This is a genomic window from Sneathiella glossodoripedis JCM 23214 (assembly GCF_000616095.1).
GTDB lineage: Bacteria > Pseudomonadota > Alphaproteobacteria > Sneathiellales > Sneathiellaceae > Sneathiella > Sneathiella glossodoripedis.
The window spans coordinates 364,914-390,859 of record NZ_BAMS01000001.1; the positions used below are offsets into that span (position 1 = coordinate 364,914).

Annotated in this window: 22 protein-coding genes and 4 pseudogenes; 14 read left to right on the forward strand and 12 right to left on the reverse strand. The window is 46.3% G+C overall.

All coding sequences use genetic code 11. The features are described from left to right. Nucleotides 1-202: 202 nt before the first annotated feature. The 6 genes and pseudogenes from JCM23214_RS01820 to hemC all read right to left on the reverse strand — a co-directional run bounded on the left by JCM23214_RS01820 (nt 203) and on the right by hemC (nt 4,618). On the reverse strand, nt 203-1,186 hold the full coding sequence (locus tag JCM23214_RS01820) for a tetratricopeptide repeat protein (protein ID WP_025897226.1): 984 nt from the start codon (nt 1,184-1,186) through the stop codon (nt 203-205). A gap of 11 nt (nt 1,187-1,197) precedes the next feature. Then, the gene (locus tag JCM23214_RS01825; protein ID WP_025897227.1) at nt 1,198-1,539 is read right to left on the reverse strand and encodes a heme biosynthesis HemY N-terminal domain-containing protein; all 342 of its coding nucleotides are present in this window, start codon (nt 1,537-1,539) and stop codon (nt 1,198-1,200) included. After that, nucleotides 1,540-2,595 (reverse strand): COG4223 family protein, encoded by a 1,056-nt coding sequence (locus tag JCM23214_RS01830; RefSeq protein WP_148301744.1) that lies wholly within the window; start codon nt 2,593-2,595, stop codon nt 1,540-1,542. 74 nt (nt 2,596-2,669) lie between these two features. Further along, entirely contained in the window at nt 2,670-2,909 is a 240-nt protein-coding gene (locus tag JCM23214_RS01835; protein WP_148301745.1) for a hypothetical protein, read from the reverse strand. Between the two features lie 104 nt (nt 2,910-3,013). Beyond that, a complete protein-coding gene (locus JCM23214_RS01840; RefSeq protein WP_025897231.1) occupies nt 3,014-3,670 on the reverse strand; it encodes a uroporphyrinogen-III synthase in 657 nt (218 codons plus the stop codon). A gap of 7 nt (nt 3,671-3,677) precedes the next feature. Further along, nucleotides 3,678-4,618 (reverse strand): annotated as a pseudogene (gene hemC / locus JCM23214_RS26405) (hydroxymethylbilane synthase). A 66-nt stretch (nt 4,619-4,684) separates the two neighbouring features. Here hemC and tsaD point away from each other — a divergent pair. The 3 genes from tsaD to JCM23214_RS01860 are packed head-to-tail and all read left to right on the forward strand — an operon-like array spanning nt 4,685 to nt 6,936. After that, nucleotides 4,685-5,740: a tRNA (adenosine(37)-N6)-threonylcarbamoyltransferase complex transferase subunit TsaD gene (gene tsaD, locus JCM23214_RS01850; protein ID WP_025897232.1), complete on the forward strand. Its 1,056-nt coding sequence runs from the start codon at nt 4,685-4,687 to the stop codon at nt 5,738-5,740. Nucleotides 5,741-5,752: 12 nt separating this feature from the next. Next, entirely contained in the window at nt 5,753-6,439 is a 687-nt protein-coding gene (gene rpiA / locus JCM23214_RS01855) for a ribose-5-phosphate isomerase RpiA (protein WP_025897233.1), read from the forward strand. Then, nucleotides 6,436-6,936 (forward strand): GNAT family N-acetyltransferase, encoded by a 501-nt coding sequence (locus JCM23214_RS01860; RefSeq protein WP_025897234.1) that lies wholly within the window; start codon nt 6,436-6,438, stop codon nt 6,934-6,936. Before rpiA ends, JCM23214_RS01860 begins: the two co-directional genes overlap by 4 nt. 141 nt (nt 6,937-7,077) lie before the next feature. Here JCM23214_RS01860 and JCM23214_RS01865 read toward each other — a convergent pair whose 3' ends face one another. Then, complete coding sequence (locus JCM23214_RS01865) at nt 7,078-7,692, reverse strand: TetR/AcrR family transcriptional regulator (protein WP_025897235.1); 615 nt, start codon at nt 7,690-7,692, stop codon at nt 7,078-7,080. 156 nt (nt 7,693-7,848) lie between these two features. Between JCM23214_RS01865 and JCM23214_RS18635 the strand changes: the two are divergent. The 5 genes and pseudogenes from JCM23214_RS18635 to JCM23214_RS26415 all read left to right on the forward strand — a co-directional run bounded on the left by JCM23214_RS18635 (nt 7,849) and on the right by JCM23214_RS26415 (nt 10,526). Further along, nucleotides 7,849-8,858: pseudogene (locus JCM23214_RS18635) on the forward strand (NAD(P)H-dependent glycerol-3-phosphate dehydrogenase). A 25-nt stretch (nt 8,859-8,883) separates the two neighbouring features. Continuing rightward, nucleotides 8,884-9,170 (forward strand): annotated as a pseudogene (locus JCM23214_RS26410) (YciI family protein). Nucleotides 9,171-9,172: 2 nt separating this feature from the next. Further along, nucleotides 9,173-9,586, forward strand: coding sequence for an EVE domain-containing protein (locus tag JCM23214_RS01880; RefSeq protein ID WP_025897236.1), 414 nt, complete (start codon nt 9,173-9,175; stop codon nt 9,584-9,586). A 26-nt stretch (nt 9,587-9,612) separates the two neighbouring features. Further along, on the forward strand, nt 9,613-10,359 hold the full coding sequence (locus tag JCM23214_RS18645) for a DMT family transporter (protein ID WP_199899217.1): 747 nt from the start codon (nt 9,613-9,615) through the stop codon (nt 10,357-10,359). Beyond that, complete coding sequence (locus JCM23214_RS26415; RefSeq protein ID WP_439646371.1) at nt 10,329-10,526, forward strand: EamA family transporter; 198 nt, start codon at nt 10,329-10,331, stop codon at nt 10,524-10,526. Before JCM23214_RS18645 ends, JCM23214_RS26415 begins: the two co-directional genes overlap by 31 nt. A gap of 20 nt (nt 10,527-10,546) precedes the next feature. On the opposite strand, the gene JCM23214_RS01890 is transcribed toward JCM23214_RS26415, so the two are convergent. Beyond that, the gene (locus JCM23214_RS01890; RefSeq protein ID WP_025897237.1) at nt 10,547-10,732 is read right to left on the reverse strand and encodes a DUF1674 domain-containing protein; all 186 of its coding nucleotides are present in this window, start codon (nt 10,730-10,732) and stop codon (nt 10,547-10,549) included. Nucleotides 10,733-10,822: 90 nt separating this feature from the next. On the opposite strand from JCM23214_RS01890, the gene rsmB reads away from it, so the two are divergent. The 3 genes from rsmB to JCM23214_RS01905 are packed head-to-tail and all read left to right on the forward strand — an operon-like array spanning nt 10,823 to nt 14,493. Then, a complete protein-coding gene (rsmB, locus tag JCM23214_RS01895; protein WP_025897238.1) occupies nt 10,823-12,118 on the forward strand; it encodes a 16S rRNA (cytosine(967)-C(5))-methyltransferase RsmB in 1,296 nt (431 codons plus the stop codon). Nucleotides 12,119-12,165: 47 nt separating this feature from the next. After that, nucleotides 12,166-12,828: a ribulose-phosphate 3-epimerase gene (gene rpe, locus JCM23214_RS01900; protein ID WP_025897240.1), complete on the forward strand. Its 663-nt coding sequence runs from the start codon at nt 12,166-12,168 to the stop codon at nt 12,826-12,828. A 3-nt stretch (nt 12,829-12,831) separates the two neighbouring features. Further along, nucleotides 12,832-14,493 carry a heparinase II/III family protein gene (locus tag JCM23214_RS01905; RefSeq protein ID WP_025897241.1) on the forward strand — a complete coding sequence of 554 codons (1,662 nt, stop codon included), beginning with the start codon at nt 12,832-12,834 and terminating at the stop codon, nt 14,491-14,493. Here JCM23214_RS01905 and JCM23214_RS01910 read toward each other — a convergent pair. Beyond that, nucleotides 14,490-15,767 (reverse strand): nucleotide sugar dehydrogenase, encoded by a 1,278-nt coding sequence (locus JCM23214_RS01910; protein ID WP_199899218.1) that lies wholly within the window; start codon nt 15,765-15,767, stop codon nt 14,490-14,492. The two genes, JCM23214_RS01905 and JCM23214_RS01910, sit on opposite strands and share 4 nt — an antisense overlap. Before the next feature lie 246 nt (nt 15,768-16,013). On the opposite strand from JCM23214_RS01910, the gene purH reads away from it, so the two are divergent. Together purH and JCM23214_RS01920 are read left to right on the forward strand one after the other, a co-directional pair. Then, nucleotides 16,014-17,612 (forward strand): bifunctional phosphoribosylaminoimidazolecarboxamide formyltransferase/IMP cyclohydrolase, encoded by a 1,599-nt coding sequence (gene purH / locus JCM23214_RS01915; protein ID WP_025897244.1) that lies wholly within the window; start codon nt 16,014-16,016, stop codon nt 17,610-17,612. Between the two features lie 36 nt (nt 17,613-17,648). Then, nucleotides 17,649-17,963: a heavy metal-binding domain-containing protein gene (locus JCM23214_RS01920; protein ID WP_025897245.1), complete on the forward strand. Its 315-nt coding sequence runs from the start codon at nt 17,649-17,651 to the stop codon at nt 17,961-17,963. An 18-nt stretch (nt 17,964-17,981) separates the two neighbouring features. Here JCM23214_RS01920 and JCM23214_RS01925 read toward each other — a convergent pair whose 3' ends face one another. From JCM23214_RS01925 to JCM23214_RS18650, 3 genes and pseudogenes are all read right to left on the reverse strand, one after another. Next, nucleotides 17,982-19,328, reverse strand: a complete 1,347-nt coding sequence (locus JCM23214_RS01925) for an MFS transporter (protein WP_025897246.1) — start codon at nt 19,326-19,328, stop codon at nt 17,982-17,984. A gap of 60 nt (nt 19,329-19,388) precedes the next feature. After that, complete coding sequence (locus JCM23214_RS26420; protein WP_369405886.1) at nt 19,389-20,612, reverse strand: hypothetical protein; 1,224 nt, start codon at nt 20,610-20,612, stop codon at nt 19,389-19,391. Continuing rightward, nucleotides 20,607-24,222 (reverse strand): annotated as a pseudogene (locus JCM23214_RS18650) (NAD-glutamate dehydrogenase); the annotation flags it as partial. The pseudogene JCM23214_RS18650 and the gene JCM23214_RS26420, both read right to left, overlap by 6 nt. Nucleotides 24,223-24,761: 539 nt before the next feature. Between JCM23214_RS18650 and JCM23214_RS01940 the strand changes: the two are divergent. Next, nucleotides 24,762-25,934, forward strand: coding sequence for a M20 aminoacylase family protein (locus tag JCM23214_RS01940; RefSeq protein WP_025897248.1), 1,173 nt, complete (start codon nt 24,762-24,764; stop codon nt 25,932-25,934). Nucleotides 25,935-25,946 lie beyond the last annotated feature (12 nt).

Here is a 25,946-nt window from a genome sequence, read left to right on the forward strand (position 1 = left end):
CCTGTTTATAATGTTGGTTGCGCCCAAAAACTCGAAACTCGACTTTTCTTTTTATGATTTAGAAAACCCTATACCATTTTTATAAAATATAAAATTGCAGACCATCGCATGCGGAATAATTTCCACATTACGGAATTTCAAAAACTAAAAACCGAATAAAAAGGCGGGTCTGCTACGGACCACATATTCAGCTTCAACTCAGTTAATTGCCGGTTAGTTCCTTAACTACCTGCGCTTCAATTAGCTGATCTTCCAGATCAACATCAGTAGATTTCCACTCGAAGCTGTCAAAGCTGTTACAGGATCCACATCGAGAGGTCCACTTTCGCTGGATTCTCCCGCAGTGATCACAATGCCATTCCGGATCCGCTTTTGCTTCGGGAATTTTTTGAATCCAGTTACGTGCCGCGGCCGCATCGGCATTCGCTTTTTCTTCAAGATCTGCCAAGAGGCGGTAGACGCTTACACTCGGATCACTCTCCAAAAGTGCATTCAGGTATTTCCGTGCATCTCCCCACTCACGAGCAGCCAAAGCTGCCTTAGCAAGTTCTATGAGGCTTTCCCTATGATCGGGATTGGTCGAAAGAAATAGTTTTTTGGCACGAGCATACCAGTCTGCTTCGCTCTCTACAGGAACAAGCCGTTTAATTGCGAGCGCTACATCCGGATGAGGAGTTTGTCTCCATGCAGCTGATATCAGCTTTTCCCGGCGGCGGCCATCGTCTGATAATGAAATTAATTTTGCTGTTGCAGGTACAAAATCCGGATCAAGATCATGTGCGCGTTGCAGTAGTGCCTGCGCCTGCTGAACATCCGAGGCATCCAGCCTGCGAATTGCACGCTCATACTCGAGTATGGCTTTCAAATGTAATCTGGCTGGGTCTTTGGCTGCTTTACCTTTTCCAGATCTCTCAAGATACTTCAAGGCGCCGTCAAAGTCTTTAAGTTGCAAAGACAAATCAAACAGTTCCTTTAATACCCAATCAGTGCCGGGTTTTTCCTGATCTGCCTGAAGCGCAAGTTCCAGCGCCTTCTGGTATTCATTGTTTCGCTTAGCCTGATTAACCAACCCCCTCAGCCCAAGAAGACGAGTCTCGGGTTTTTCAGTCATTTTGGTATAATATATGCCTGTTGCGCGTTCATCTCTGTTCAATTCTGCAGCCTGTGCGGCCAACAGCAAAGTCATAGGCTCACCACTCAGGTGTTTCTCAGCTCGATAGCCGCACGGCGGGCATCATCCGGGTTACCCGATGCAATGGCAACCATCCCATGACTGATAGCATCCAGTCCCCTGCTCCGCCTGCGCGATGCAAACAAACCACCGAGCTTTCCAGGGCTTTTCCGAAGCCAGCGATAGACAAGAAACAACACAGAAACCATGACCGACAATAAAGCGGTAGCGCCCAGCAAAACAACCAATGTGGTTTGCACCACATAGTCATTCCATCTCAATGACACATTTCCGGGATTATCTGCCAGCCACACAGCTCCAAATGCAACGACTGCAAGCAAGGCAAAAAGGTAGAGTGATCTAATCATCTATTTGTCCTGCTTTCCATCTGCCGAACTGTCCAGCACCTGACCGCCAACATCACTCATAAGCTGCGAAAGTGTTTGATCAATCAAGTGTCTCGCATTCGCTTTTTCAATCCAGTTTTTCGCAACTTCAGCGGAGGCACCATCCAATTGTTCAAGCACAGCTACGGCGTCGTCAAGGTTACCGATGGCTAAGTGTTTTTCCGCTCTGGCAACTTTGGCATCCACGCTGTCATCCTGAGTATCGGACACTTTTCGAAATTTGACCAATGACGCGATGTTATGAAGTGTTTTGCCATACCATGTATCGCTAGAAGGAAGTCTTGCTGCCTGCGTAATATCAATGGCAAGTGACGAAAAGCTCTCCTGAAGTTGTAGTAGCGTTGGGGCGCCAGATTTCGCGACCGGTGATAATTGAGCAATCGTATCCTGATAGGTATCAGGTAATGCCGCCATTGCCTGTTGCCAAGCACCGACAAATGGTTTGTCAGTGCGACTTTCCCGATGAAGTTGTCCCAACGCCAAAAGAGCAAGTGCCTGATCACCATTTGCATTAACCTCGACTGCACTTCGCAGTCCCGCTTCCAGAGATTTTTCAAGGGCCGCAACTAGTTCTTTCTGTGCAGTCAATTCAGCTTCTGAACTCTGCTTGGATTTCTGCAAACTGTCGATTTCTGTTTTGAGCCCCTGAACAACAAGCTGCAGGTCATCCAGCGTAGCGGTTAAATCCGTTTGCTGAGGCAGTGTTTCGATTTGAGCTGAATCAGAATTAAGATCCGCCACAGCACTTGCTTGCCCGGCTTCCATTTCCTGCGATAATTGAGCCAGCCGACTTTCCAAAACTGTCAATCTGGGCAGAAGCTGTTCCAATGCAGCTTTATTACGCTCAACAATCCCGACTTGACTATCCAGACTTACGTTCAAATCCTGCAACTGCTTTTCCAGCGGTTTCAGGTCAGGGCTTTGTGCTTCACCAAGCTTCGCCTCTACTTCAGCAATCCGTGTCTTCAGCTCCTGTACTTCACCGGAATTATTTTGGACACCTGTAAGTAGGGGCAAGCTTTTCTCTGGCAAATAACTCACCACACTTGGCAAAATAACCGGCCAAGCAGCCACTCCCAGCAAAAAGGCAATCAACGCCAACAATGCGTAGCGCGTAAGGTTGGAAGACGTTCCCTCTTGCGAAGCTTTGCCGATGCCTGTTCTGTCTTGAGAGTAGAGTCAGGTTTTGGTTTATTTTGCCCGGCCCCGATTTTCGCGCTACCCGGCGTTGTGGAAGCAGTAGATCCTGATTTTGAGCCGCCGTTATCTGCCACGGTCTTCGAATTTGTATCCGACGGTTTTGATGTGCCTTGCCCCGGTTTATCTGACACAGTTTGCTCCCCTGCTATGTTGTCTGGACCGCTTTGCTCAGAAGAAGCGGTATTTTCCTTCTCTTGGATCAAGTCCAGCAAAGACTTCTCGCTTGGATGATCCGCTATATAGATATTTCGAAACTGGCATCCGACAAGTTCATTTGCCACATTCTGACTAAGGCACCAAGCGTCAAATGTCGAATTTGCGCCTTTAAGTCAGGTTCGTCAATAAGCTTGCAAAAAACTTTTGCCGTATGCGGTGAGAAAAGCAAAACACCGTTCAATGACCCATCGAGAATAGCTTCAACCGCATTCGAATTGAGTTTCGAAGCATCAATCGCCTCGTACAATATTTCTCTTTGATATTTGTACCCTGCCTTTTCGAGTAAGCCTTTCAAATCACCGGCAAGACGCGCACCGCCCAAATGTAATAATGTTCCTCTAGACGGATCTACTTCACGCACAACAAGGTCAAAGAGACTGTTTACATCCCCGTTTGCTGAATGGACGTTCTTAAAGCCTAGCTCACTAGAAACCTGCGCTGTTTTATCGCCAACACAGTAAAGTGGAAGCTCTCTCTCGGTCGTATTACGAGCAAGACCCTGCACCCCGTTCATACTTGTTACAACTAACCCCTGAACCCCATCGAAAGTCAGCGCAACATTTTCATTAAACTTTACAGTTAACAGCGGAGAACAGATAACAGAATGTCCGCGCTCCATTAGTGTGGCAGCCAACTCAGTTGAAGCTGATAAGGGTCGGGTAACCAGAAGTTTCATGTTTTCTTCAAATCTGAAAGGCGACGAAATTAGTCCCCGCCATCTCTCTTAGCTTGTGTCCAAGTTCGTTACCAAGCTCAACTCCATCTTCAGGTAGCGCCGTTCCCTGAACGTCAAAGCGCTCTTTACCATCCGGGCTAAGCAAGCTGGCCCATAAAACAAGATTACCGTCATCCAGTATTTCCGAGTAGCCAGCTATAGGCGTTCGGCACGATCCATCAAGTTCGGCAAGCATTGAACGCTCTGCTACTACTCTTTGTTGACTATGAATATGATTAATCCCCTCAAGGAGCTCTTTCATATAGGTATCATCCTCTCTGCGTTCAATACCTATTGCTCCTTGTGCAACAGCAGGGAGCATTTGATCGGTTTCCATTGCATGAGTAATGACAGAGGTTTTCCCGAGCCTGTTAAGGCCTGCCATTGCCAATAGCGTTGCATCGGCCTCCCCCTCTCGTAATTTCCGAAGCCTCGTATCAACTGCTCCTCTGAATATACACACAGCCAGGTCGGGACGTTTATTGAGTATCAAAGCCTGTCGCCGCAAACTGGAAGTTCCAACAACGGATCCTTCTGGCAAATCATCCAGCTTTGGCCATGCGCAGATATAAAAGCATCCCTTGGATCTTCTCTTGGTAATATACAGTCAATCACCAAATTGGGCGGCAACGTCGTTTCCATATCTTTCATGGAATGAACGGCAATATCGATGTCACCACGCAAGAGTGATTCTTCGATTTCCTTAACAAACAGTCCTTTTCCACCGACTTCACTAAGCGCGCGATCCTGAATCTGATCCCCAGTGGTCTTAATGACGATAATTTCAAAATCATTGGCAGTCAGTGTATTTTGATCATCCTCGATAAGGCGATCACGGGTTTCATACGCTTGTGCCAAGGCAAGCGGACTACCGCGAGTACCGATACGCAATTTTTTCTGGATCGTCATGTTGCGAGTTTACCTATTCAATGTTACAGCCTTACCCAATTTGCACCGCTTTTGAACAGAAAACAAATGATTGTCCTCGGCCTTGAAAGTAGTTGCGATGAAACTGCTGCCGCTGTCGTTACGGCAGAAGGCAAGATATTGTCAAATGTCGTTTTGTCGCAGATTGAAGAACACGCGCCTTTTGGTGGTGTCGTACCTGAGATCGCGGCTCGTGCCCATATTACACAAATGGACAGATTGGTTGATCAGGCAATCACTGAGGCAGGGATCAGTTTTAACGAACTTGATGCGGTAGCTGCAACAGCTGGTCCGGGTTTAATTGGCGGAGTTCTGGTCGGTTTGATGACGGCCAAGTCCATTGCGCTGGTTTGCGACATTCCTTTTATCGGCGTCAATCATCTTGAAGGTCATGCACTCACTGCACGTATGACCGGCGATGTAAAATTTCCATATCTACTCCTACTCGTATCCGGTGGTCATTCTCAAATTCTGGTGGTGGAGGGTGTTGGCAAGTTCAGGCGACTTGGCACTACAATTGATGACGCTGTTGGCGAAGCTTTTGACAAAACTGCCAAAATGCTTGGCCTCGGCTTCCCCGGAGGACCCGCTGTAGAAAAAGCTGCAAAGAATGGTGATCCCAACAGGTTCGACCTTCCCAGACCGATGAAAGGCCGTATAGGGAGCGATTTTTCCTTTTCCGGCTTAAAAACAGCGGTTAGAACTGCGCTTCAAAATCTTGGCGATACAATCACCCAACAAGACAAAGCAGATCTTGCTGCCAGTTTCCAGCAAGCCGCGACTGAGTCACTTTGCAGCCGATTGGAAAATGCCATAACCACCTTCAAAACTGATTATCCAACGGGAACACAATTGGTTGTGGCGGGTGGCGTAGCTGCCAATCAAACTCTTCGAAACAAGCTGAATAATCTTTGCGCCTCAGCAAATCTTGAGCTGAAGATTCCTCTTCCGGCCCTTTGCACTGATAATGGTGCTATGATTGCCTGGGCTGCAATAGAACACTTGAAACTGGGCCGCTCGGACTCGCTGGATATGGCAGCTAAAGCCAGATGGCCACTGGACCCAAATGCAGAACCGGCACCATTTGCTGGAAAGAAAGCGTAATTAGGAAAATCGATGACCGAAGATGATCAAAAACTCGCGGCAGCCAAAGCGGCGGTGGAATATATAAAAGATGGTATGATCGTGGGCCTCGGCACTGGCTCTACTGCAGCCAAGATGGTCGACCTTGTGGGTGAGAAAGTCAGAAATGGTCTCAATATTATTGGAGTTCCAACCTCTGAGGCAACTGCGAAACAGGCCCGAGAAAATGGAATAAAGATTGCCTCACTTGATGATGTTTCTGTAATTGACCTGACAATAGATGGAACTGATGAAGTTGACCCGCAAATGCGTCTGATCAAAGGCGGTGGCGGTGCTCATTTAAGAGAAAAAATAGTGGCGTCTCTATCGGATCAACTCATTATCATCGCAGAAAATAAAAAAATGGTCGCTCATCTGGGTGCATTTAAACTGCCTGTCGAAGTGATTCCTTTCGCCTGCGGTGCTTTATTGCCAAAGTTGGAAGCGCTTGGTTGTACTCCTGCTGTGCGCATGAATTCTGGCGAGCCTTTTCGAACAGACGAAAATAATCTAATTGTAGATTGTGATTTTGGAAAAATCGACGATGCGGAAGAGCTGGCTTTAACTCTGAGTACAATGGCAGGTGTAGTTGAGCATGGGTTATTTTTGGATCTTGCTGACATCGTTCTCATTGGAACCGAAAACGGTGTACGGAAATTTGAAAGAAACGAGCTTTCATGAGTAATTTTAACATCACCAGCTCGACCGTTGATTACGAAGATCCAGTCCAAAGTGCTGAGATGATGGCGCTCCTTCAAGCGTACGCGTTGGACCCGATGGGCGGTGGTAAACCTTTGGATGAACAGGTTATTGAACGCTTGCCAATAGAATTATCAAAGCGACCCCACGCTTTTTCCATCCTTGTTTATGTTGACGGAGAAGCCGCGGGGTTGGCTAACTGTTTTGAGGGCTTTTCCACATTTGCCTGCGCCCCACTCGTAAATATCCATGATTTGGTCGTACTTCCTAAATTTCGCGGTCTGGGGCTTTCTTTAAAACTTTTAGATGCAGTCGAAGAACATGCAATAGCACGAGATTGCTGCAAAATCACACTGGAAGTCCTCTCAGAAAATGAACCTGCGAAACAGGCTTATCTTAAATTTGGATTTGCACCCTATAATTTGGATCCAGAGGCAGGGCAAGCCGAGTTTTGGCAAAAACCTCTACTTTTCTCCTGAAAATTACTTCATATAAAACAATCACTTAACAGAAATAATAAAAAATTCTTTATTTTGCAGTTAAGAATGAGTTGCAATTGCAAAAACTGACGTTATGATGGGTCTCGAGAATAAGCAGTGCTTATCCTCTCTAGCTCAGACCTAGCCCTCTGCTTTCCCGGCAGAGGGCATTTTTTTGGTCAATATTCCTGTCATCAGCAATTCAATAATATCTCGCAAGCTGTGGCGTTGAATTTCAATATCCGCGCTGGATCCAAACGTCGGGTAACGAGCTGAATGCGTAATTACATGAAGTAGTTGCGCCAATTTTACAGGGTCCTGAGGTTTAATTTGTCCAACTGATATTTGACGGTCCAGATATACGGATAAATTTTTCAGATACCTTTGCTCAATCCTTTCATAAGCCATCCGGTTTTTATTGCGCACCATTTGAAGCAACGGCTTCATTCCCGCATGGCGTTGCAAATCACGTGCGTGAAACATCAATTCCTGATCAAAATAGGTCAACAACACCTTTTCAACCGGTTGATCCGATTTCAGGAAATCGCGTAACTCATCTTCATATCCACGGTTGATATCGGCAAGAACCGCGACAGCCAAATCAAGCTTATTCTTAAAAAAATTATACAAATGTGCTGGCGACATTGAGCAGCTTTCTCCTATCTCGCTCATTGTCGTTTTGTGGATTGGAGTAGACAAAATCAACTTTTTTGCTTTTGTCAAAATTTCCTGGCGTTCAAATGAAGCTGTTCTCATAGTCGCATTTATGAAAATTGAATAAGTTAATTATTATTCAGTAATACTAATTTTCACTGCATTATGAAAGCCTTATCAACAAATATCTTTTGTTTTTTAATTGATCCTGTCGTGCTAATAACAACCTAATTCAAACTGCATAATCACCGGGTGGTCATGGAAATTCGTAACATTGGAGTGTTGGGCGCGGGTGCTTGGGGAACCGCACTGGCTATTTCACTTGCGCGAAAAAATATACCTGTAACCTTGTGGAGCAGACGCGCTGCCCATGCAGAGGAAATGAGTAGTGTCAGAGAAAACCAGCGTTACCTGTCCGGCTTCAAATTTCCAAACACTTGAAAATTGAAACTGATCTCAAGTTTCTGCGGGACTGTGAATTTATTCTCAATGTTACACCTGCGCAGCATTTGAGGGCTAACCTCGAAGCATTAAAACAAAACATATCCCAAGATGTGCCCATGGTTATCTGCTCAAAGGGAATTGAAAAAAACTCAGGTAAGCTCATGAGCAGCGTGTTCGAGGAAACCCTCCCTCACTATCCGTTTGCAATATTGTCTGGCCCAAATTTTGCGCATGAAGTTGCGGCGGGACTTCCTTCGGCCACGACTTTGGCTACAAGTGAGGAAAAGCTTGGAAAAAAACTGTCTGAAATGATTGGACAGAGTACCTTTAGACCCTACTTGACCAACGATGTTATTGGCGCACAAATGGGAGGTGCGCTAAAGAATGTGCTGGCGATTGCCTGTGGTATAGTGGCTGGTGCCAAACTGGGTGAAAACGCGAAAGCAGCACTTCTAACGCGCGGCATGGCAGAAATTTTGCGTCTGGGTGATAAAATGGGAGCAAGAGCGGAAACCTTGATGGGACTATCCGGCTTTGGCGATCTGGTGCTAACCTGCTCCTCACAAGCCTCCCGAAATTATTCGCTTGGATTTCAGCTGGGCGAAGGTAAACAGTTAGACACAATTCTGAAATCACGGGTTACGGTTACTGAAGGCGTTCACACAGCAGAAGCAATTCACAGGTTAAGTGTCGACCTACAGACTGAAATGCCAATATGCCATGCTGTAAACGATATACTCAACTACGGTGCATCTGTGAAAGAGGCTGTTGAAGGATTACTGAACCGGCCATTTAGAGATGAAAAGCTAGCCGGCTTCACCTAAACTAAATTTGTAAGGAACGAGTGAAATGCTGTTTATAGCCCATTGTATCGATAAAAAAGATCATTTGCAGGTTCGACTGGATACCCGCCCCGCCCATCTTGAATTTATCAAAGAAAAAGGGGATGCAATGAAAGCTGCAGGCCCGACAACTGCAGACGATGGCGAAACACCAAACGGTAGCTACTGATATTTGAAGATACATCTCTTGAAGCAGCCCGCAACTGGGTCGCAAAAGATCCATACGCCGCTGCCGGGTTATTTGAGTCCGTTGAGGTAAAACCCTGGAAACACCTACTTGGTGCCGGATTGTAATCATGCAGTATTGGCTTATTAAATCAGAACCCGGTAGTTGGTCCTGGCAGGACCAACTGGATGCTGGCGAGAAAGGTACTTATTGGGATGGGGTGCGAAATTATCAAGCATCCAATAATATGAAATCCATGAAACTGGGAGACCAGTGCTTCTTCTATCATTCTGTAAAAGAAAAACAGATTGTTGGTATTGTCGAAGTCATTAAAGAATACTACCCCGATCATACCGACCCGAAAGAACGTTTTGGAATGGTTGATGTCAAGGCGCTGAAATCCATCCCGGTTCCTGTTACCCTTGCTGACATCAAGGCAAATGAAAAACTTGCAGACTTGGCACTTATCCGTCAAAGTCGGCTCTCTGTCGTCCCTGTAGACAAACAAAGCTGGGATATAATCTGTAAAATGGGCGGACTTTAACCTGCCACCTTCCACATGGGCTCCTGATGCAAATACCTATCTCCATCCCTGGCCTGTCGCCGAGTATGCATGCTTATGTATTCCTGACCCTCACAACCTTATGCTGGGCAGGAAACGCTTTATTCAGCCGACTTGCTATTGGAGAGGTGTCTCCCCTGACCCTTGTTACTTTTCGTTGGTTATCGGTTATACTCCTTCTCATCGTGTTTGCACGAAAAGACCTGAAACGCGACTGGCCGATGCTAAAACCAAAGCTTGGTTATATCCTCGCGATGGGCGCAATTGGATTCACGGGTTTCAACGCGCTTTTTTATATTGGAGCCCACTATACGACAGCTGTAAATATCGGGATTATTCAAGGCACAATCCCAATGTTCGTTTTTCTTGGGACTTTTCTCTTATTTAAAACCCCCGTATCCAGCAAACAAATCACCGGAGTAATCGTAACTTTAATTGGAATTGTCGTGGTGACGTCTGCCGGTAGTTTTGAGCAACTTAAGAGCCTTGCGGTGAACAAAGGGGACCTTTTACTTCTAATCGCCTGTATTTTGTATGCTGGATATACCGTTGCGTTGCGGTTTAAGCCCGATGTTGCTGCACTTTCCTTCTTTTCAGTGCTGGCTTTCGCAGCCTTGGTATCCTGTATCCCGTTGATCGGTTATGAAATCATCACAGACACAGTACAAATGCCGACAACAAAAGGTGGATCCTCATTGCTGCGATCGCAATACTACCTTCTTTTCTGGCTCAGATATTCTTTATCTATGGTGTAAGCCTAATTGGACCGTCCAGAGCTGGGATTTTTGTAAATCTCGTTCCCATATTTGCCCCAATTCTGGCGGTTCTATTCCTGAACGAGCCGTTTCATCTCTATCACGCGATCGCACTTGCGCTTGTTTTAGGGGGAATCTATCTGGCGGAAAGAACAGGCAAACAATAAGTCACTAACAGCGGGTTGCCTTAAAAATCGCTGATAATGCCTTTTCTTTCCCAATCGCCATAACGAGTAGGCTCTAATCCGGATGGCCCGCCGATTTCCCCTTCAGCCTGCTTGAGCTTGTGCGCGGGGTCACTGGTTTTACTCATCTTTTCAGCTTCTGCCTTAGATGACTGATCTAATTTTTTTGCTGGTTTTTCGTTTGTCATAAATTTTCAAACCTCAATTTTTTCGCTCTTTAGCATATATAGTCATAAACCGCTATAGACCAACGGTCGGAATTCACCTACATAGCCTCAATGACAGATCAATATCCAAATACCCGACGACGGGCCGTAAACATGCTCAGCCAGGTTCTTGACAAGAACCGCCAGCTTGAAGACATCCTCTCTGAAAACCTTAAGGGACTCTCAAACCGTGATCGAGCTTTAGCACGCGCAATGGCGTCCACCTGTTTGCGTCATCTGGGCATAATAGACAGCCTAATTGACAAAATGCTGGACAGACCCCTTCCAAAGGCAGCTACCAACATTCGAAATGTAGTAAGGATTGGATTGGCCCAAATTCTGTTCATGGATATACCGGCCCACGCTGCTGTTCACGACACGGTGGAACTAATTCCTCAAAACAGCAAATTTAAAGGTCTGGTAAATGCACTGCTCCGCAGGGCTGATCGGCAGGGGGCAAAGCTGCTCACCAGAATAAATAAAGCTCACAAAAACACACCGGATTGGCTTTGGAAAAACTGGAAATCCCACTATGGCGCCGAAGCTGCAGAAAAAATCGCGTTGGCCCATCTCAACGAAGCCCCGCTAGACATTAGCGTTAAGAAAGATCCAGAAATCTGGGCTGAAAAACTGGATTGCAAACTATTACCAACAGGTCATTTACGCAAATCAGCGGGCGGCGCAGTAACTGCCTTTGAAGGGTTTGAAAATGGGGACTGGTGGATACAGGATTTTGCAGCAAGCCTGCCGGTTAAGCTATTCCCTGATCTGCTTGGAAAGCGCGTTTTGGATGTTTGCGCAGCACCGGGCGGTAAAACAGCTCAACTGGCCGTTCGCGGTGCAAAGGTTACGGCAATAGACCGATCAAAAGCGCGCCTTGGCAGGCTTTCTGAAAATATGGATCGGCTCCAACTTGAAGTCACGGTAAAAGCCGCGGATGCAGCCGGTTATTTACCCGCAGAGCCATTTGATGCAGTGTTGCTGGACGCGCCTTGTTCCAGCACAGGAACCATACGGCGTCATCCAGATGTCGCCTGGCTAAAAAGCCCTGAAGATGTTGAAAAGTTAGTTCAGCTTCAATCTCGCCTTTTGGATGCCACAATTTCCCAGTTAAAATCTGGCGGTGTTTTGGTTTATAGTACCTGTTCTCTTCAACCCGAAGAAGGGGAACTCCAAATTGAAGCGTTTCTGGACAGGCATCAAAATATGAAACGATTACCAGTCAGAAGTGACGAAGTTGGTGGGTTGGCTGAAATTATTTCTGAAAAGGGCGACCTTAGATGCTTACCCTTTCATTTGAAAAATGAAGAAGATCAGACGCTCTCGGGAATGGACGGATTTTACGCAGCGCGTATGGTGAAAGAGTAAACTAAGTTTGAAAACTTTTGGTAATTCAGTAATTAAGGAAACAAACAATGGGTAAACCCGTCAAAATTGCACCTTCAATCTTGGCTGCAGATTTTGCACGTTTGGGCGAAGAAGTAACTGCAATTGCGGACGCAGGAGCTGATTATATTCATATCGATATTATGGATGGGCACTTTGTCCCTAATATCAGCTTCGGACCAGCCATCACCAAATCTGTAAGAAACTACACAGATCTTCCTTTTGACTGTCATCTGATGATTTCCCCTGTCGATCCATATATTTCTGAATTCATTGATGCCGGTGCTGACATAATTACGGTTCATCAGGAAGCAGGTGCCCATCTGCATCGCACCCTTCAACTTATCAAATCCCATAATGTAAAAGCAGGAGTTTCGCTTAATCCTGCGACCCCGGCTTCGTCATTGGAACATGTAATGGACGAAGTTGATCTTATACTTGTCATGAGCGTCAATCCGGGATTTGGCGGTCAAAAATTTATTCCCTCTCAACTTCCAAAAATTCGCACCTTGCGTGAAATGATTGATGCAACCGGACGCGATATTGATTTACAGGTGGATGGAGGAATTAACGCCGAAACCGCACCACTTGTAATTGAAGCCGGCGCCGATGTTCTCGTTGCAGGAAGCGCTGCATTCAAAGGTGATGCAGATCAATATCGCGCCAATATCACAGCGCTTAGAGGATGCTAGCAGATGAAAGGGCGCTCAAAGGATAGATTGTCAACGTCCGAAAAACGCTCACTCAAAGATTATGTTTTTTCAAGTGCGCTTTATACAAGCAGCCTGCAAAACCGCACGCCTAAACGCCTAGCTCATATTCCCGTCGATATTATTTCTGGCGATCCCACCGCCGCGGATAAGCTGTTCAAGGGCAGCTATTGCTTACAGGGCATCACCAATGAAATCACAGGTCGAAAGCCTTGGGATTGTGAAGAAATGCCACTTTATTGGCATCAGGAATTACACAGGTTTAATTGGTTAAGAGATTTTACAGCAAACGGCTCAGACTCTGCAAAGCGGCACATTAGACCTTTGATAGCCGACTGGATTGTGGAATTCGGTGAGTATCAATCAATTATTTGGGATCCTGAAATACTTTCTCAAAGGGTCAAGAACTGGATGATGCAATCGCAATTTCTGCTCACCAGTAATGACGGGGATTTCAATTACAAATTCTTGAAATCTCTCAGAATACAGTTGCAACATCTGCAACGCTATTGTCGATATTTCGCGAGGGAACCCTTTCAGTTTAACTATTATCTTAGCCTATATCTTGGAGCAGCGTGCTTTTCAGACACGCAGGATCAAGCCCCTAGGTTAAAAAAACGCATGCTCGACGAGCTGGATAAAGAAATTCTCCAAGACGGGCCTCACGTGACGCGAAGCCCAAGTAAACAACTTCACCTGCTAGCCGATGTTATCTCACTTCGTGAAACGCTGCGAAATATGGACAAGGGAATTCCTGATCAGCTGGTATCCGCCATAGACAGGCTGACAACCGCAACTCGGTTTTTCCAGCATGGAGATGGTGACCTTGCACTCTTTAACGGTGGCTTCACAGTGGGTGAAGGGCGTTGTGATCAACTGCTGGCCATGAGTGAAGTTCTTGGACGTGCCCCCCACCATCTCAAGCAAGGTGGGTTTGAACGGTTAAAAGCTGGAAGGGCACTCGTTCTTTTCGAATCCGGTCAATCTGGCAGGTCTGAAAAACTCCAACACTATAAAGGTTTAGGAAGTTTTGAACTAAGCTATGGTCGAGAACGACTAATCGTGAATTGTGGCGCTCATCCGGACCCGCAATCCCCATGGTATAATGCATTGGCGGCAACCGCTGCGCATTCAACCTTGTCTGTAGCGGACACAAATTCGGATTTCCCTAAAACCGGTTCTATGAATGAAGACAATAGTCCGGTATCTGTACTTGAAGATGGTGGTAATCTGTGGCTTGAATTTGAAAACAGCGGATACGAAAACTCCGAAAAAATCCGGCATACAAGACGGCTTTATTTGGCTGCAGATGGTAAAAATTTACGAGGCGAGGACACAGTACAGAGCTTTGAGCAAGACACAGAACTGACTGAGTTCGTGATACGTTTTCACATTCACCCTGACGTCACCGTTTCAAAAAGTATGGGTGGGCGCAGTTTTTTAATGCTCACAAAGCAAGGGGTTGGCTGGCAATTTCTTACCAGCCTGTCAGAAGCTGAACTTGAGGACAGCGTCTACTGTCCCGCTCCAGGTATCGTGCGAAACAACAGACAAATTGTCTTGAAAGGGCGCGTCCATGGGCAGGAAGAGCTGAGTATAAAATGGGCTCTTCAACAAAAAGGGGATGTCGAAACGTCCGACACCTAGAGTTGCCACCGTCGAGTTTTTGAAGAAAACTCAGTATCCCGCCAAATACCTTTAACGTCCGCCAGCAAGCCCCCTTCGCTCATCATGGCTTCAATCGCAACAGGCGAAAGGTCCCGGTAAACCGAGTGCGCAACGGCCCCTACGATGGCGTCATACCCTTCAAGTGAATTCAGATTTTCTTTCAATTCTATGTCAAAAAACTGTCTGGCTTCTTCTGGGTCCGCCATTGGATCGTGGACATCAACCTTATGCCCATGGCTCTCAAGACCTGAAATGATTTCACGAACCTTTGTATTTCGCAGATCCGGAACATTTTCCTTAAACGTTAGCCCAAGTACGAGAACCCGACATTGACCATCCAGCAAATTATTAACCGTATCAGCAATAAACTGACCCATGCTTTCATTGATACGCCGACCGGTCAGAATAAGGTCAGGAACATGACCTACTTCATTCGCGCGGTGAGCAAGATAGAATGGGTCAATACCAATACAATGTCCACCAACGAGGCCTGGTGTAAAATTCAAGAAATTCCATTTCGTACCCGCCGTTTCGAGCACGTCATATGCTGAAATTCCAAGCTTTTGAAAAATCATCGTCGCCTCATTCACAAAGGCGATATTGATATCACGTTGGGCGTTTTCAATAACCTTGGCGGCCTCTGCAGTTTTTATGTTTCGAGCCCGGAATGTTCCCCCAGTTGTTGCAGCCCCATAAACCTGTTCCAGAATTTCAGCGACCTCATCCGTTTGACCAGCAACCACCTTAATAATTTTGTCAACTGTATGAACTTTATCACCTGGATTAATTCTTTCGGGAGAATAACCAAGGTAGAAATCCGATCCTGACTTCATACCTGATACTTCCTCTAAGAGCGGGCCACAAATATCTTCGGTAACGCCAGGATAGACGGTGCTTTCCACCACAACTATCGACCCCTTTTTAAGGATCGGACCAATAGTACGACAGGCTGACTTTAAGGGTTCAAGGTCCGGCTTGTCCCCTTCATCAACTGGAGTTGGCACGGTGATAATGTGAATATCTGCATCAGCTGTGTCGGCTATATTTTGTGTATAACGCATACTGCTTGCCCGCAGGACAGGTGTATCGATCTCAAAAGTTCGATCATACCCGTTTTGCAATTCCTTAACGCGACTATCACTGATATCGAAACCGATCACGCTAAAATGTCGCGCCAGTGCAACAGCCAATGGCAGCCCCACGTATCCAAGACCAACAACTGAAATTACTGATTTGCTGGAAACTTTCATCATTTAATGCCTATCCGGACTAAAGGTATCGCTAATATCTGAAACAGGATACGTAGACCCCATCTTGTCCCTATTGTCAATTGAAGCCGTCCAATCATACTCAGTCAAAAATCGTAAATTCTTAAAAAGTTGCTCAAACAAACCGGCTTTCTTTAAAAACTTCCCGCAAATACGGTTCCGAAAAATTACTGATCATGCTATAGGGCGCGCATCTGCTCACTTAATTTTTGCTCACAGGACATGACGTCAATGCCATCTTCCGATTTACAACCAGTAACACGTGCTCTCATTTCAGTATCTGACAAAACCGGACTTGTTGAACTGGGTCAGGCGCTCGCAAAACATGGCATTGAGATACTTTCAACAGGCGGAAGTGCAAAAATGCTTGACGAAGCTGGTGTTCCGGTCACCGAAGTCGCGGATCACACCAAATTCCCTGAAATGATGGATGGGCGCGTCAAAACACTTCACCCAATTATTCACGGTGGTATTCTGGCGCTACGAGATAACTCAGACCACAATGAAGCGATGGAAGCACACAATATCGCACCGATTGATCTGGTCGTTGTGAATCTTTACCCTTTCGAAGAAACCGTTGCCAAAGGTGCTGACTTTCATACCTGCATTGAGAATATCGACATTGGTGGTCCCGCCATGATCCGCTCAGCTGCTAAAAATTATGGGTTCGTGAATGTGGTCACAGATCCTGCGGACTATGAACTCATCATTAGGGAGCTGGATGAGAATAACGCTCAGACAACGCTGCAAACTCGAAAAAAACTCGCAGCAAAAGCATATGCTAGAACTGGCGCCTATGACGCAGCAATTTCAAACTGGTACGCCGATCAGATCGGCGAGGAGTTTCCCGATCGCATTGTACTGGCCGGCACCCGTCAGCAAACTCTTCGCTATGGGGAAAACCCTCATCAATCTGCTGCATTTTATAGAAACTCCGAAAAACGGATTGGCATCGCCACAGCCCAACAACTTCAAGGCAAAGAGCTTTCCTACAACAATTACAATGACACAGATGCAGCATTCGAACTTGTAGCTGAATTCAATCCCAATACTGCTGGACCCACTTGTGCCATCATTAAACATGCCAATCCTTGCGGTGTCGCAAAAGGAGAGACACTGGCAGAAGCCTACAAGGCTGCATTTGCCTGCGATACCACATCAGCGTTTGGTGGGATAATTGCAGCAAATCAGACGCTGGATGCAGAAACAGCAGAAGAAATTGTCAAGATATTTACCGAAGTAATTATCGCACCGGACGCCACTGATGAGGCTAGAAACATTATCGCCTCCAAGAAGAACCTTCGATTGCTTCTAACCGGAGGACTACCAGACCCTGCTGCTTCAGGACGCCTTGTAAAATCACTTGCTGGCGGCTACCTCCTTCAGGGACGTGACAATTCACTGACCGCCAACCCTGAATTACAAGTGGTTACAAAACGCAAACCAACCGATCAGGAGATGGCTGACCTGTTATTTGCCTTTACAGTTGGCAAGCATGTAAAATCCAACGCAATAATTTATGCCAGAAATGGCGCAACTGTTGGAATTGGTGCAGGACAAATGAGCCGGGTAGACAGCTCAAAAATCGCTGCATCCAAATCACTGGAAGCGGCTCAAAATGCCGGTGAAAACGAGGCATGGGCAAAAGGATCTGTTGTTGCATCAGATGCATTCTTCCCATTTGCTGATGGTTTGCTTGCAGCGGCCGAGGCCGGCGCCACTGCAGTAATTCAACCAGGTGGTTCTATGCGAGATGATGAAGTGATTAAAGCCGCGGATGAGGCAGGGCTTGCGATGGTATTCACCGGTATGCGTCATTTCCGCCATTAATTTTACGTCAACCAAACGATTTCAAGGGGTATCAGAATGATCGTAACCACAACAGGTTCAATTGAAGGTAAAAAAATTACGCAGTATCACGGAGTTGTTGCCGGTGAAGCCGTCATGGGCGCCAATTTCATTCGGGATTTCTTTGCGCGCGTGACAGACGTGCTGGGCGGACGCTCTGGTGCCTACCAGAAAGAACTCAGAAAAGCCAGAGAGCTTGCGCTTGAAGAAATTATCGAAGAAGCACAGGGCATGGGTGCCAATGCAATTGTTGGAATTAGCATGGACACTGAGGTCATGGGCGAAAGTATGCTCATGATGGTCGCAACAGGTACAGCGGTTACTGTCGAATAATCTGATGAAAGAGGTGCACTAGCTTGCTGACTGCTCCTCTTTCACAAAACTCATTAGGGCTGCGCCCACAATCAACAACACAAAGATCACGATCATTGCCGGGCGTTGCTGACCTGTCACGTCCGTTACAACACCTATCAGAAATGGGGCAAGAAACGCTGTCGCCTTGCCTGAAAACGCGAATAATCCAAAAAACTCTCCTGTTTTTGCAGGAGGGGACAACCTCGCCAGCATGGTCCTGCTGGCCGCTTGGGCGGGGCCAAGGAAAAACCCCATCACAAAAGCAAGTGCGATAAACACCAATTCGGCAGGGCTGGACAAAAAACCACTTGTCTCAGAAGGCATTGCTGCTGGCAGACCAAAAAGCACTTCGCCGTGACCAATAGAAAGAACTCCGACCGATGCAAATGCCAGACCAAGAACTGAAATGACAATGGTTGGTTTAGAGCCAAGCTTGTCGTCAAGAGCGCCTCCGGCAAATGAGCCCGTAATGGCAAAAACATTAATCAGTATCCCAAAAACCCCAAGGGTCATTGTATCCCAACCAAACAATCCCGCCGCATATATGCCGGAAAATCCGATCAGCGCCAGAATTCCATCGTTGTAAAACATGCGCGCGATCAGGAACGCCATTATATTGCGATAATCTTTTAACGAACGAAGTGTCCCCATAAGTGAAGAGAGACCAATTCGAACGGCTTCTTTTTTACTGATCCCGGTTGAATGCGCATCTGGCGTAAAGAACATCATCGGTAAAATAAAGATCAGGAACCAGATACCGGACAGCGGGCCAGTAATCCGATCATGTTCATGGGTAACTTTATCCAGCCCGAAAAGAGGGTTTTCCGGAAGTGAAAATGCCAGCAGAACTATAAACAATACAGTCAAGCCCCCCATATAACCAAGCCCCCAGCCAAAGCCGGATAATCGACCCATATTCTCCGGACCTGTAATTGTAGGAAGCATCGCATTGTTAAATACGAGTGAAAATTCAATGCCAACTGTGCCCACAATTATCGCAAACAAAATCCAATAGAGCCCCGTGCTCTGTTCGGGAACGGCCCACCAAAGGCAAAAACTGCCAATCGAACACAACACGACAAAAGCAGCGATCCACGGCTTTCTGGGCCCACCAGCATCCGCAATGGAGCCAAAAACCGGGCTTAATAATGCAATGAGAATACCCGCAGCTGCTTGAGTGTAACCCCAATATGCCTGTCCCTGGGCTGGATCCCCAACTACAATCGACGTAAAATAAGGAGCAAAAATAAATGTCGTAACTACCGTGAAATAAGGCTGGTTTGCCCAGTCAAATAATGCCCAAGAAAATTTGCCAAGCCTTGAAGCTTCACGGATCTGCGACATGCGTACTTCCCCCTCTGTTTCGGTCAGTTTAGACCAAAACAAAGGAAGAAGAAGTAAAATCTAACTGATCATGGATCTGAATTGACGATTGGCAAAAGCAAGCTTCGCGATATCAACTGTTCCACTCGCTTTAAACTCTTCAATCAGGTGTTGAGACCGCCGTACTGGACTTTCATTTTGTTCCTGCCAATGTTCCAGCGCCTTTAAACCCTTGTGTTTTCCTGCCAGAGAAAATACCGAGTTTGTTAATGCACGCTGTTGACCATACAGATCATCGATAATCGCCGTGACAGCTAACCGTTCCCAATGATTTTCGGGCTCGATTCCCTCTGCTGCAAACCGCAGCCAATCCAGATAAAGATTTGCACCAACGGCGTAATACACCCCACCAACCTCACCAATCGGCCGGTTCGAAATTTTACCAACCTGCACAACATCCAGTGATGAGCGAAGCGGTGCAAGGCTGGCAACACGCCTCGCCAGTTTTTCAGGCACATTCATGCCAGTAAAATATCTAGCTTTATCCTGAAAGGATTTCCGACCCATTTCACTAAGCAGTTTTTCGAGTTGTTCTTCAAGCTCACGCATTGAGGGCGCCAACTCATCAATTTGACCACCAATTTCATAAGAAGCAGGCAGGTGCCTCAAACACCACAGAGTGGCGCGCCTCATCAACATTTGCGTCGCATCGATCATCTGACCTTGAATTTCGGTATCTACCTTATTGTCCAATGCTTCAATTTCCGCCCATAAGGACTGTAAATCAAAAACTTCAACGACTAATGCGTAGGCTCTTGCCACATCGTCTGGACTAACACCCAGCTCCTCAACCATTTGCATAACAAAAGTAATACCAGCCCTATTGACCAGAGAATTCACGACAACAGTGGTAATGATCTCTCGGCGCAGACGGTGACTCGATATGTATGAAGCGTACTTTTTCCTAAGTTGCGGTGGAAAATAGTCACGTAGCCAAGCTTCGAAAAATGGATCATCTGGCAAATCAGTTTTGAGAATATCCTCATAAAGCGTCATTTTGGCATAGGCGAGCAATACACACATTTCTGGGCGCGAAAGCCCAAGGCCTTTAGACACTCTGTCTTCAAGCTCTTCTTCATCTGGAAGATATTCAACCGCGCGATTGAGACGACCCTGTTTTTCCAGTTCGCGCATGAAACGCGCCTGCTCATTAAAATTGGCAATACTTTGACGTTTTGCTGTCGTTAATGCCTGAGTTTGCAGATAATTGTCCTGCAATACATGTTCAGCCACGTCATCCGTCATATCAGCAAGCAAGCGATCTCTTTGCTTGTCAGTCATCTCCCCGTCATCCAAAACTGCACGAAGGAGAATTTTGATGTTAACTTCGTGGTCGGAACAATCCACGCCCGCAGAGTTATCAATGGCATCCGTGTTCAGGCGCCCCCCTTTAAGAATATTCTATACGTCCCAACTGAGTGGCACCGAGGTTCCCCCCCTCACCTATTACTTTGGCCCTGACATCCTTGCCATCAATCCGAATGGCGTCATTAGCACGATCACCCACCGAACTATGGCTTTCACCGCTGGCCTTCACATAGGTTCCAATTCCGCCAAACCATAATAAATCAACATCTGCTTTTAATATCGCAGTCAGCAATTCATTTGGCGTTAGCTTGGAGTCTTTGATACCCAGCAACTTCCTGATTTCAGTAGTCAGTGTAATGGACTTGGCGCTGCGATCAAACACCCCGCCCCCTTTTGAAATCAGTTTGGGATTGTAATCCTCCCACGAGGAGCGCGGTAACTTAAACAGACGCTCACGCTCTTTATAGGATTTAGCCACATCTGGATCCGGGTCGATAAAGATATTTCGGTGATCAAATGCGGCGACAAGCCGAGTTTTTTTAGAAAGAAGCATTCCATTGCCGAACACGTCACCAGACATGTCACCCACACCGGCAACTGTAAACTCTTCTTCCTGAATATTTTTACCGATTTCCCTAAAGTGACGTTTAACAGATTCCCAGGCACCACGAGCCGTGATAGCCATCTTTTTATGATCGTAACCGGCTGCACCACCCGAAGCGAACGCATCCCCCAGCCAAAAACCGTAGCTGATTGCGACTTCATTGGCGATATCAGAGAATGTAGCCGTTCCTTTATCAGCCGCAACGACCAAATAAGGGTCGTCCCCATCATGACGGACAACATCGTTAGGCGGAACAACATCACCGCCCACAAGATTGTCTGTAACATCCAGCAAACCCGAAATAAAAATTTTGTAACAGGCAATACCTTCTGCCTGTATCTCTTCACGGCTTCCACCGGCTGGCAATCGTTTTGGATAGAACCCTCCTTTGGATCCCACAGGCACAATTACTGTATTTTTAACCATCTGGGCTTTCATAAGCCCCAGCACTTCTGTTCTGAAATCTTCCCGCCGGTCTGACCAGCGCAATCCGCCTCTGGCAACGCTGCCACCGCGCAGATGTACACCTTCAACACGCGGGCTATAAACAAAAATCTCCACATATGGGCGCGGAAGCGGCAAATCGTCAATTTTTGCACTGTTAAGCTTAAATGAAAAATACGGCTTGCTGGCCTCTCCCACACCTTCCTGGAAATAATTGGTGCGCAGAGTATTTTCTATCAAGTTCAGAAATCTTCTTAGGATTCTGTCATCATCAAGGCTGGCAACGTGATCCAATTCATCAATAATTTCACCCCGCACAGCTTTAAATGACTTGTCGCGATCTTCGCTAAATGCTGGATCAAACCGAATTTCAAATAGTTGTACCAGCAATCGGCTAATTTGCGGGTTTTCTGAAAGTGTATTCGCCATATAGGTTTGCGAAAAAGTAATTCCCGTTTGACGGAGATACTTTGCCAGTGCCCGCAAAACTGCCACACTTTTCCAACTCAGACCTGCAAGCATGACCAGACGGTTAAAACCGTCACTTTCAGTCGTCCCGTGCCACACCCGCTCAAAAGTTTCTTCAAATTTTTCTTTTAACTGGTGCAGGTCCAGCTCAACGCCACTTGGCTCAATCAGCTCAAAATCATGTATCCAAACTTCACGCGACTGATTGGTGGCCTGAACCAGATAGGGATTTTCGGAAAGAACCTTCAAGCCCATATTCTCGATCATTGGCAAACAGTCAGAAAGAGGAAGCGGTTCGCCAGGACTGTAGATCTTGAAGCGGACTTTGCTGTCAGGATCTTCGACCCATCGATACAGGTTTAATCCAACACTACCGTCGCGCTCAATTTCTTCGAGCTTGGCGATATCCCGCAGTGCAAGGTTGGCATTAAATCTAGCTCTATACCCGACAGGGAAAGCCTCGCCATATTTTGCGAAGAGTTTCAGGGACTTTTCTTCACCCCACCGCTCGAGTAGAGCGTCGTTCAGATCATCAACCCATTCTCGTGCGGCTGAAACAAGCCGTTTCTCCAAAACAGCTTCGTCAACATCCGCTACGCTTTCACTGTTCAAAGAAATGATAAAATGAATACGCGCCAGCGCATCATCACCTACCTGTGAATAATGCGCAGATATTTTACCGGCATGCATCTCTTCTAAAATGCTGCCAAACTTTCGGCGTAGATCGGTATTGAATTTTTCCCTTGGTACATAGACGAGCGCGGATACAAAACGCTGAAAACGGTCGCGCCTCAGAAAAACATTGATACGTGGCCTTTCTTGAAGTGCAAGGATACGCGTTGAAATTTCATGTAATTCATCAACAGTGATTTGAAACAATTCATCTCGCGGATATGTTTCAAGTATGTGAGCCAGCGCTTTCTGGTCATGACTACTTTTCGTCAGGCCAGACATCTCCAGCGTTTTCTGAACTTTGCGGCGCAAGTACGGAATGTCACGAGGAATTCTGTTGTAAGCTGCGGAAGTGAATAAGCCTGTAAATCTATATTCGCCGGTGACCTCACCTTTTGAGTTGAACTTCTTGACCCCTACATAATCAAGATGAACAGCCCGATGTACAGTTGAGCGTGCATTGGCTTTCGTCACAATAATCAGCTCAGGCCGATGGAGAAACTCCCGAACTTCAGGCGACATTTCAGCCTTGCCGGTCATTATTCTCCGCTTGGGGCTTCTTAAAATCCCGAGCCCTGATCCCTCTACAGGTTCCCAGTTTTCAACCTTGCTTTTTCCTGTATCGGTAAAGGCATATTCACGGAAACCCAAAAAGGTGAAATGATCATCAACCATCCATTCCAGCAGCGCACGACCTTCATCAATTTCCTCCTGCTCTACTGGTGGTGGATCTGACTTTAAAATCTTAACAATGGATTTTGCTTGTTCAACAATCGGCTTCCAGTCCGCAACGGCAATTCTTACATCCTCCAGAACTGAAGTCAGCTCAGCTTCAATTTCCTCTAGGACATCAGTGTCACTCAATTCGTCCACTTCAAGATGCATAAAAGATTCAGCCGCACCTTTCTGTTTGCCATTTTCGCCCGCGGGATGGAATTTTAGATGCTGACCATCTTTATCTCGCTCAACAAAAAAGATCGGATGAATAACCAGATGTACATTGACGCCTCGCTGATTTAGCGCAGCAGTGACACTGTCGACAAGAAACGGCATATCATCATTCACAATTTCAATGACTGTATGAGAAGTCCGCCAGCCATGCTCTTCTAAAGTGGGGCTGAACGCTCTTATCTTTGCACTACCGGGTGTTCTGTTTGCAGCAAATTTGTAAAGGGAGAGAGCCGATCCGTATAAATTTTCGAGCTGAATACCAAGCACATCATCAGGTGCAAGCCGTTCATATAGCTTTTGCACAAAATATCTAACATCCTCAGCTTGCTTTTTTTCAAGGCGATTGTCGATCATCGCCAGAACTTCGCCTATTCTTTCCGCCTTCAATTCTTGTGCACTTGCTGCCATGACTGCTATCCCATTCCCTCAGTGTCTCAAGTATCGGAAGTATTTTACTAAAATATTATGCAAGATGAGTGTTAACGTATTCTTTTCATTTCTAATCAATTTCAATCAACAACTTAAGCCGTGTTAAATCAGGTAAAATACTCATGCTGAAACCTTCAAATCTGTTTAATATTTGAACCAACAAACAAGACTTACAAACTTAGAAAATACGGCGATAATTATCACTATAGAACGTTAACCATCGACTTGTTTATGTGGTTATGCAGCCAGCTTCAACCAAAAAATACGCTAAAAATCAAATAGTTACCGAACAAACGTTAGGCTACTTTTATATTAGATTAACCATGTTTTGCTAACCGGGTCAACTTCTGCGCAGACAGGAACGGCAAACAATTCCATTCAAGCGCTTTTACATGGTACTCCACAATAATTTGCTCATCAGTTTCATCGAATAATTCACTTGAGTCCCCACCTGAACTTTGACTACAATTTTTCATCATCAGCGCTGCATCCCCTCCATGAATCAAGAAGGAAAGCAAATGCCCATCTACAACAGGATCGCCGAACTACATGAAGACATGCAAACCTGGAGACGGGACATCCATCAACATCCTGAGCTTTGTTTTGAAGAAGTACGAACTGCGCAAATTGTTGCTGAAAAACTTCGCAGTTGGGGAATTGAGGTTACCGAAGGCATTGGAGTTACCGGTCTTGTTGGTACTTTAAAGGGTCAGGGTGATAGCAAACGGACAATCGGAATCCGTGCGGATATGGATGCTCTTCCCATGCAGGAATTGACAAACCTTCCCTACCAATCCGTACATGAAGGAAAAATGCACGCTTGTGGACATGACGGACATACAGCGATCCTGTTGGGTGCGGCGAAATATTTATCTGAAACCCGTAATTTTGATGGCACTGTCCATTTCATCTTTCAACCTGCCGAAGAGGGGGGCGGAGGCGGCGATGCCATGGTCAAGGACGGGCTGTTTGACCGCTTTCCATGCGATGGAGTCTACGGCCTTCACAATATGCCTGACCAGCCCAAGGGAACGTTTCATATCAAATCTGGAACATTAATGGCATCAGCAGACATAGCAACCATTACCATCCACGGGAAAGGTGGCCATGCCGCGCATCCACAGCGATCCATAGATCCACTAATGGTTGGTGTCCAACTTCACACTGCATTGCAGACAATTGTATCGCGAAATGTCAGCCCTATCGACAATGTTGTCGTTTCTATCACTGAGTTTCACGCAGGGACTGCTCAAAATGTAATTGCTCATGACGCAAAATTGACAGCATCCATTCGTACGACCAGCGAAGAAATGCGGGATATGGTGGAGCGACGATTTAAAGAAATTTGCAAAGGCCACGCCGACAGTTTTGGTGTAAAAATTGATGTCGAATACCATCGCAATTACCCTTGCACGGTCAATCACGAGAAAGAAACTGAAATACTAGCTCGAGCTGCGAGGGCCGTTGCAGGTGAGGATGCTGTAAATACAAACGCCCCTGTGAGAATGGGCAGTGAAGATTTCTCATTCATGCTGAATGCATGCCCAGGCGCCTATATATTTCTGGGCGCAGCAGATGACACCCATAAATTTGCAGTTCACCATCCCGAGTATGACTTTAATGACGATATTCTGGGTTTAGGCGCCAGCCTTTGGGTCAAACTTGTTGAGCAGGAATTACCTCGCACTTGATAGACGGAGACT